Annotated in this window: 8 protein-coding genes; 5 read left to right on the plus strand and 3 right to left on the minus strand. The window is 70.0% G+C overall.

What is annotated here, in order from left to right:
- Positions 1-275: 275 nt before the first annotated feature.
- The 3 genes from NA4_RS36390 to NA4_RS36400 form a co-directional block, all read right to left on the minus strand.
- A complete protein-coding gene (locus NA4_RS36390; protein ID WP_067480381.1) occupies positions 276-1,013 on the minus strand; it encodes a carotenoid biosynthesis protein in 738 nt (245 codons plus the stop codon).
- Positions 1,014-1,446: 433 nt separating this feature from the next.
- Positions 1,447-3,012 carry a phytoene desaturase family protein gene (locus NA4_RS36395; protein WP_067480365.1) on the minus strand — a complete coding sequence of 522 codons (1,566 nt, stop codon included), beginning with the start codon at positions 3,010-3,012 and terminating at the stop codon, positions 1,447-1,449.
- A gap of 7 nt (positions 3,013-3,019) precedes the next feature.
- On the minus strand, positions 3,020-3,631 hold the full coding sequence (locus tag NA4_RS36400) for a GNAT family N-acetyltransferase (protein ID WP_067480368.1): 612 nt from the start codon (positions 3,629-3,631) through the stop codon (positions 3,020-3,022).
- Between the two features lie 168 nt (positions 3,632-3,799).
- On the opposite strand from NA4_RS36400, the gene NA4_RS36405 reads away from it, so the two are divergent.
- From NA4_RS36405 to ftsL, 5 genes are all read left to right on the plus strand, one after another.
- A complete protein-coding gene (locus tag NA4_RS36405; protein ID WP_067480372.1) occupies positions 3,800-4,240 on the plus strand; it encodes an SAV_6107 family HEPN domain-containing protein in 441 nt (146 codons plus the stop codon).
- A 159-nt stretch (positions 4,241-4,399) separates the two neighbouring features.
- Entirely contained in the window at positions 4,400-4,819 is a 420-nt protein-coding gene (locus NA4_RS36410; protein ID WP_067480375.1) for an SCO2097 family morphological protein, read from the plus strand.
- A 403-nt stretch (positions 4,820-5,222) separates the two neighbouring features.
- Positions 5,223-5,654, plus strand: coding sequence for a division/cell wall cluster transcriptional repressor MraZ (gene mraZ, locus NA4_RS36415; RefSeq protein ID WP_039797118.1), 432 nt, complete (start codon positions 5,223-5,225; stop codon positions 5,652-5,654).
- A 200-nt stretch (positions 5,655-5,854) separates the two neighbouring features.
- Positions 5,855-6,829, plus strand: a complete 975-nt coding sequence (rsmH, locus tag NA4_RS36420) for a 16S rRNA (cytosine(1402)-N(4))-methyltransferase RsmH (RefSeq protein WP_067480384.1) — start codon at positions 5,855-5,857, stop codon at positions 6,827-6,829.
- 166 nt (positions 6,830-6,995) lie between these two features.
- The coding region (ftsL, locus tag NA4_RS36425; protein ID WP_067480378.1) for a cell division protein FtsL at positions 6,996-7,676 on the plus strand (681 nt) is incomplete at its 3' end.

Genomic DNA, 7,676 nt, shown 5'->3' on the forward strand with positions numbered 1-7,676 from the left:
CCGCCGCGACCCGCGTGCCGCGGCGTGGGCCGCTGCGCTGCGGGCGATCCGGGGCATCGGGCATCGTGGTGACGGGACTCGGCTGCACGGGTGACATCGTGCCAGGCCATCCGTCCGGAATGAAACGCGCCAGTCGCGACGCGCGTCGGCCGGACAGCGGCCCGATGGTGGCCGTGTGTCGCCGCGCCGGGCTCACCGAATGCGCCGAGGTGGCGCTCATGGTGCTGCGGACCGGGCCGGGAATCCACCCGCCGCAGCGAGCGGATCGCGCCTGGTCAGCGCCGTGCGCGAGCCATGATGGCCAGCAGGGGCACGCCGAGCACACCCATCCCGGCCAGGCCGTAACCCGCAGACGACGGCAGGTCGAGGAACGCGGCATGGGCCAGCGCCGACCCCAGCCAGGTCCACAGGAACAGCGTGACCGGCACGGCGAGCTCGGCCGCGCGACCGCTGGTCGGCCGCGCCGGGACGGGATCAGGCGCCGCGTGTTCCCAGGCCGCCAGCAAAGCCGCCATCACGAGCGCGACACCGAACCAACCCAAAAAGTTCGTGTACGGAATCTGCGTCAGCCCGGGCAGGCCGGAGCCGGTGTCACACCAGGTCCACTGCCTGTCGGCGACCATCTGCGGATCCAGGAACAGGTCCCAGCCCACCGCGCCGATCGCGGTCAGCGCGATCCGCGACGCGGTGCGCCGCGACACCATCCCGCCCACCACCCACACCGGATACACTCCGCCGGTCCAGGCCAGTGCGACGATCAACGGCACCTCGAGCAGAGCGGGACCGAGCCGGTCGCTCGCGTAGGCATAGCAGCCGAACGGCAGGCCCGTCGTCGTGCCGATCACCTCGGCCAGCAGCCCGATGCCGGAGACGAGCACCAGAAAGCCGAGGGCATACCGGATTCCCCTGGTCGCGATCGCATGCGCCAGCGCGGCACCGGCGGAAAGCAGCACGACCGCGGCCGTGACCCGGTCGCGCGCGTCACCCGCAGTGAGCGGATAACCGATCTGCATGACAACCGTCAGCACGACGAGGATCACCGGAAGGAGAAATCGCGCGGAGCGAAACCGGCGTGCGGAATGCTCGGCGGTTTGTGCGGGGTGTTCGCCTGTCGGTTCGGTTCGGCCTGCCGCTGTGTTCAGTGGGTCTTCCGTGCGTGTCATCGCCGAACCACCACGGATGTCGGCGCCGATTGAGTGGGATGTTCGCGTGTCGGCTCGGTCCGGCCCGCCGCCACGTGCGGTCGGTCTTTCGGGTGTGTCGTCGCGGAACTGCCGTGGGCGTCGGGGCCGGTTATGTGCGGTGTTCGTGTGTCGGTCGGGTCCGTCGCTGTGTGCGGTAGGTCTTCGGGGTGTGTCGTCGCCGGACTGCCGTGGGCGCCGGGGCCGGTTGTGTGCAGTGTTCGCATATCGGTCCCGCCTGTCGCCACGTGCGGTGCGTCGCCCGTCACCGCCCGAACCACCGCGGGCGTCGGTGCCGCCGTAGGTCGCGCAGGGCGAGCCGGGCGGCCGTGCGGCCGCTCGCCCCGGAAACGCCGCCACCGGGATGGGTGGACGCGCCGGTCAGATACAGGCCCGGCGCGCCGGGAACTCGCTGCCGGGACAGTTCCGGCAGCGGACGCCACAGCATCATCTGGTCCAGCGACATCTCCACGTGCATGACGTTGCCGCCGACGAGCCCGAGTTCGCGCTCCAGGTCGACCGGCGTCTGCACGTACCGGCGCAGCACCGCGTCGGCGAAACCGGGTGCGTAGGAGTCGACTTCGGCGACGATCCGGTCGCCCTCCCGCTGCGCGAGCGCGGCCCAGTCGCGGCCGTCCGCCAGCCGGTACGGATGCCACTGTGCCCACAGCGACAGCTGGTGTTCGCCCGGCGGCGCGATGGTCGGGTCCAGCGCGGTGAAGCTCATCGCCAGCACCACCGGCCGCGGCGGCAGCTCCCCGGCCAGCGCCGCGCCATGCGCCCGGCGCAGTTGCGCTCGATCGGACACCAGGAATTGCAAGCCACGAGCGGAGTGATCGGTCGGGCTACCCGGGTAGTGCGGCAGCGCCACGGCCGCGACCCGCACGACCATCCCGATACCGGGACCGACGCGGATGCGCCGCCGCCAGTCGTCCAGCGGTGCGGCGTCGAACCCGCCGTTGCCCAGCAGATCCAACGTGGTGAGCACGTGGGTGCCCGCGATCACGATGTCGGCGCGCAGTTCTCGGCCCGACGTGGTGCGCACCCGCCAGCCGTCGCCTGCCCGCTGCAAGGCGGTCACCGCGTCGCTCGCGTGCACCACGCCGCCGTCGGAGCGCAGCCGCGCCACCAGGGCCTCGGTGAGCGCGCCGCTGCCGCCGACCGCGCGACCCGGCGGCAGCGTATGCATGAGGGCGGCGAAGCCGACCATCGGCGCGGTGCCCGGCTCCGACATCGGCGGACCGGATTGCGCGCCGAACCAGGCCAGCGCTGCTTTCAGCCGTTCTTCCTCGAAGAAGGTGTCCAGCAACGCGTCTCCGGATTGCAGGAATTCCCGCGACAGCGCGCTCCCGCCGCCGGCCGCCTCGAGCCCCCAGAACGACCGCACCAACCTGCCCGGCGTCGGCCCGCCGCCGAAGGCCCGCATCACGCGGGCGCTGCGCGGCCCCCACACCTGGACGAACCGGCGATACGCCGCCGCATCCCGCGGGCCGCAGGCCGCCGCGATCGACGCGCACGTCGCGTCCAGGTCGCGGTGGAACACGATGGCCGGGCGGCCGGCCTGAGCGGGCGTGAATCCCCATGGGTCGCAGTCGATGTAGCGCAGCCCGAAGCGGTCGAGTTCCAACTCCTCGATGATGCCGGTGTGGCGGATCATGATGTGCGCCGACGAGCCGCGATCGACCCGATGGCCGGGGAACCGCTCGACCGTCGACACCGCGCCGCCGAGCACGTCGTCGCGTTCCAGCACCTCGACCGCCTGCCCCGCGCGGGCCAGATAGCACGCGGCGACCAGAGCGTTGTGCCCGGAGCCGACGACGACTACCGACACGACACTCTCATAGCGGCAACCGCCGGCCGAGGATCGCGAACGGCCGGTTGTCGCCTGCGAACACGAAGTTGCGGATCACGTCGGTGAATCCTTCCCTGCGGTACAGCCGCCAGGCGCGGTTGTCCTCGCCGTCGACCTCGGGGGTCGACAACAGCACGGCGCGCTCGGTCCGGTCGCACAGCAATCGTTCCAGCAGCGTGGCGCCGATGCCGCGGCCCTGCGCCGTGGGATGCACATGCAGTTCGGTCAGCTCGAAATAGTCCGAGAGCAGTTCGCGCGTGGAGTGTTCCGGCCAGCCCGAGCGCCGCATTCCGCTGTGCACCTGCTGGTGCCACCACTGGTGGGCGGCGCCGCGGTAGCCGTAGGCGATCGCCACGATGGGCGCGCTGCGCAGATCGATCCGGCCCGAGTCGTCGGGCACCACCGCGGCGACGGCCTGCCAGCCGGGACGGGTGGTGTGCTCGGTCCACATAGGCGCGCGATGGTGTTCCGTGCCGCGTGGATAGTCCATCGCCGCGACGTAGACCGCCAGCGCGTCGTGCAGCCGGGAGCGCAGCGCCGCCACCGAGAGGTCGACGACGGCGGGTGCGGGAGTGTGATTGGGCTTGACGGCGGTCATGGCTCTCGTCGGTCGCGCGGACGCGGAAGTTTGTCGGTGGGCGTCTCTATATTCAAGCTCAATTCAAACGTTCGAATACCTGTTCGGTCCGAGTGGTGCTGGAATGCAGTGTGGCACGCCGCCTCCAGTGCATGCCCGGACCCTGGTGCGCGAAGTGGAGGGACGGCGATGTCTGGTCGAGTGGAACACCCGGGGCAGCCCGGCCGGGCCGGCAAGCTGCTGGAGCGGGCGGACGGTTTGCTCATGCAAGCGGCGGGCGAACGCGATCCGCGGGAGCGGTTCCGCACCGCCTACCTGGCCGCGCTGCGTGGTGCGGGCGCTGTGCTCGCGCTCACGGGCGCCGACGCCGCGCCCAGGGCGCGCTCGCGCAACGCGTGGGTGCTCATGCAGCGCGCCGCGCCCGAGTTCGTGATGTGGGCCGACTACTTCAGCGCCCGATCGGAGATCCGGGCCGCGTTGGAGGCGGGCCTGGACCGGAATGTCGACGATCACGAGGCCGACGAGTTCGCTTCCCGGGTCGGAGCATTCCTCCATGACGTAGAAGATCTCCTCTCGGCGTCGGCTCGGCTTCGGCCCGCACCGGGCTGGACCGGCGGCATGACCGCTTAGTGGCCGTGCGCGGGCTGAAGACGGACTATGTCCGACTGTGCCCATTAGGTGGTCTGGCCCTGATCGAACTCGTATCATTGGTGTCAGATGGCCGCCAAGGTCGGCTATCTGTCGCCTACCCGGAGGCGACAGCCACGTCCTAGTGCCGGGGGAGGTACCGTGCCACTCTCCGAGCACGAGCAGCGCATGCTCGAACAGATCGAGAGCGCTCTCTATGCTGAGGATCCCAAGTTCGCCTCGTCCGTCCGCGGCGGACGGCTTCGCTCGACCTCGAGTCGTCGCAGACTCCAGGCCGCGGCGTTGTTCGTCCTCGGCCTTTTTCTCCTCGTCGCAGGGATCGCAGCGCCCGTGAAGCCCGGCGGCTTCCCGATCATCAGCCTGATCGGGTTCATTGTCATGTTCGGTGCGGGTGTGCTCCTGCTACTCGGCACCTCCAAGAGCGTCGCCAAGAACGACCGGTCCGGCGGCGGTGACGCTTCCGCGAGCGGCGGCTCGGGCGGACGTGGACGCCAGCGCAAGTCCGGTGGCTTCTCCGAGCGCATGGAGGACCGCTTCCGGAGACGGTTCGAGCAGGAGTAGCTCGCCCGTAGCCTGACATCTTCAGCACAGTCGGCGACGCCGCACCGCAATGGTGCGGCGTCGCTGTCTCGTGCGTGCGGACGCCGGCCGCGCGGATGATCTTCCCGCTTCCCCCACACCTCCCCACAAACTTCCCCCACCATGCCCCCCTGAGCGGTCCGGGTGCGGGAGATCAGGGCGTTTGCTGGGTGTTTTCGGATGTTTGTCCACGGGGTGCGTGCGTGTCGGCAGAACTCGCGAAAAGTTCTCCACGCCGGTGATAGCTGGAATGACCTGCGGAATCGTCTGGGTCGGGAGCCAGATCACCGGCAGTTTCGATTGAAAGTGGGGGAAAGTGGGGTAATGTGGAGCGCGCAGTACTGAAGAGCCGACCATCGAGGTGATCGACCAGGGAGGTATCGAGATGTTTCTCGGTACCTACACACCTCGCTTGGACGACAAAGGGCGACTCACGTTGCCTGCGAAGTTTCGAGACGATCTGGCGGGAGGGTTGATGGTCACGAAGGGTCAGGACCACAGCCTTGCCGTGTACCCGAAGGAAGAGTTCACCGCGCTCGCTCGGCGGGCCGCGGCCGCGTCTCGAAGCAATCCGCAGGCTCGGGCGTTCGTCCGGGCACTCGCGGCCGGAACGGACGAGCAGCGTCCGGACGCGCAGGGCCGGATCGTGTTGTCGGCCGACCACCGTCGCTACGCCAACCTGCAACGGGATTGCGTGGTGATCGGCTCGGTCGACTTCCTGGAGATATGGGACAAGCAGGCGTGGGAGTCCTACCTCGCCGAGCACGAGGAGGACTTCTCACAAGCCAGAGACGAGTCGCTGGGCGGAATCTTCTAGCCGCGGGCGAACGAGTGCCGCGCGGTCTCTGCCCGGACGCGGACCCTGACGTACTTCCCCGACGCCAGGTGCCGCAGTTCGGTCAGAGACCACGGGGCATTCGTATCCGTACCGAAGCACTCGGTATCAGAAATCACTGTGTATCAAGGCGACCCGTGTGCGGTGCGCGACGACGCGAGGCAGGACTCCGGGAGGTCGAGGTGAACCGTGAACAGCGCGGCCCCCGCCATGTTCCGGTTCTGCTCGAACGAGCCGACGCGTTGCTCGGTCCGGCTCTGTCCGAGCCCGGCGCGGTCTACGTCGATGCCACCCTCGGCCTCGGTGGTCACGCCGAACACTTCCTGCGCACCTACCCGCACATCCGTCTGGTAGGGCTGGACCGCGACACCACCGCGTTGAAACTGGCCGGCGAACGGCTCGCGCCGTTCGCGGACCGAATCACGTTGGTGCACACCCGCTATGACGGTATCGTCGACGCGCTGACCGAGGCGGGACTGCCCGCCACCGGATCGGTCTCGGCGATCCTGATGGATTTGGGCGTCTCGTCGATGCAGTTGGACGAGGCCGACCGCGGCTTCGCCTACTCGGTCGACGCCCCGCTGGACATGCGGATGGATCCGACCAGCGGGCCCACCGCCGCCGACGTGCTCAACACCTACAGCCACGGCGAGTTGGCCCGGGTGCTGAAGACCTACGGCGAGGAGCGCTTCGCGAGCCGGATCGCCGCCGAGGTGGTCCGGCGTCGCCAGATCAAGCCGTTCACCACCAGCGCCGAACTGGTGGAACTGCTCTACGCCACGATTCCCGCGGCCACCCGTCGCACCGGTGGGCATCCGGCCAAGCGCACCTTTCAGGCGCTGCGGGTGGAGGTCAACCGAGAACTCGATTCGCTGCGGGCCGCGCTACCCGCGGCGCTCGCCGCGCTGCGTGTCGGCGGACGGATCGTCGTGATGTCCTACCAATCGCTGGAGGACAAGGTGGTCAAGCACGAGCTCGCCGCGCACACCACGTCCAGGACCCCGGTGGGCCTGCCGGTCGAACTGCCCGGCATGGGACCGGAGTTCCGGCTGCTGACTCGCGGCGCGGAGAAAGCGACCGAACAGGAGATCGAGGACAACCCGCGGGCGGCGCCGGTCCGGATGCGCGCCGCGGAGCGGATCCAGGAGGCTCGATGAGACACGATCGCGCAGCGCTCATCGGGCCGACGGGGTGCGGGAACTCCCGCAAGACACGGGGCTCGATGAGACACGATCGCGCAGCGCTCATCGGGCCGACGGGGTGCGGGAACTCCCGCAAGACACCGGGCGCGATGCCGAACCATCGTGCGGAGGAGGGGAATCAATGAGCGTGCGGACACGGACCGTCGAAGTGCCGGGCCGGGTCGCCCGGCGGGTCCAGGATGCCGAGCGAGTGAAATCCGGTGCCGCGCAGCGTGCCTATGCGCGGCGGCGGATGCGCGCCGAGAATGGCTCGGACCTGGCCTTTTTGCCTGCCGTACGGCGCTCGGCGATGGCCGCGCGCATCCCGTTCGTCACCGCGCTCATCGCACTGCTCGGCTGCGGCCTCGCGCTCACCCTGCTGCTGACCACCCGCGCCGCCGAGGACAGCTACCAGCTCGGCGACGCACGGGCCACCAACCGGCGGCTGGCCGACGAGCGCGCCGCGCTGCAGCGCGAGGTGGAGGCCGCCGATTCGGCGCCCGAGCTGGCGGCGCGAGCGCGGGAACTCGGCATGATCCCGGCCAAGGACCCGGCCCGCTTGCTGGTCGGCCCGGACGGCTCGGTCACGGTGATCGGCAAGCCCACCCCGGCCCAGGGCGCCCCGGTGCCGCCGCTGAACCCATCGCCTACTCCGCCGCGCGCGGCCATGGGCGAACGGGTGGTCCCGGTCACCACCACGCCCGGCGCTCCGGCGCAGGGACGTCCGAACACCGGCCCGCAGAGCAGCGTTCAGGTGAACGCGGCGCCGACACCGGGGAACCCGGCACCGGTGTCTCCTTCGCCGGTCAACCCGCCGCAGGCC

It is taken from the genome of Nocardia amamiensis NBRC 102102, from assembly GCF_001612745.1.
In the GTDB taxonomy this organism is placed as follows: domain Bacteria; phylum Actinomycetota; class Actinomycetes; order Mycobacteriales; family Mycobacteriaceae; genus Nocardia; species Nocardia amamiensis.

Excerpts from the sequence above, each read along its gene's own strand:
- NA4_RS36390 (WP_067480381.1), bottom strand. The coding sequence starts at position 1,013 with ATGCAGATCGGTTATCCGCTCACTGCGGGTGACGCGCGCGACCGGGTC.
- NA4_RS36400 (WP_067480368.1), bottom strand. The coding sequence starts at position 3,631 with ATGACCGCCGTCAAGCCCAATCACACTCCCGCACCCGCCGTCGTCGAC.
- NA4_RS36405 (WP_067480372.1), top strand. The coding sequence starts at position 3,800 with ATGTCTGGTCGAGTGGAACACCCGGGGCAGCCCGGCCGGGCCGGCAAG.
- mraZ (WP_039797118.1), top strand. The coding sequence starts at position 5,223 with ATGTTTCTCGGTACCTACACACCTCGCTTGGACGACAAAGGGCGACTC.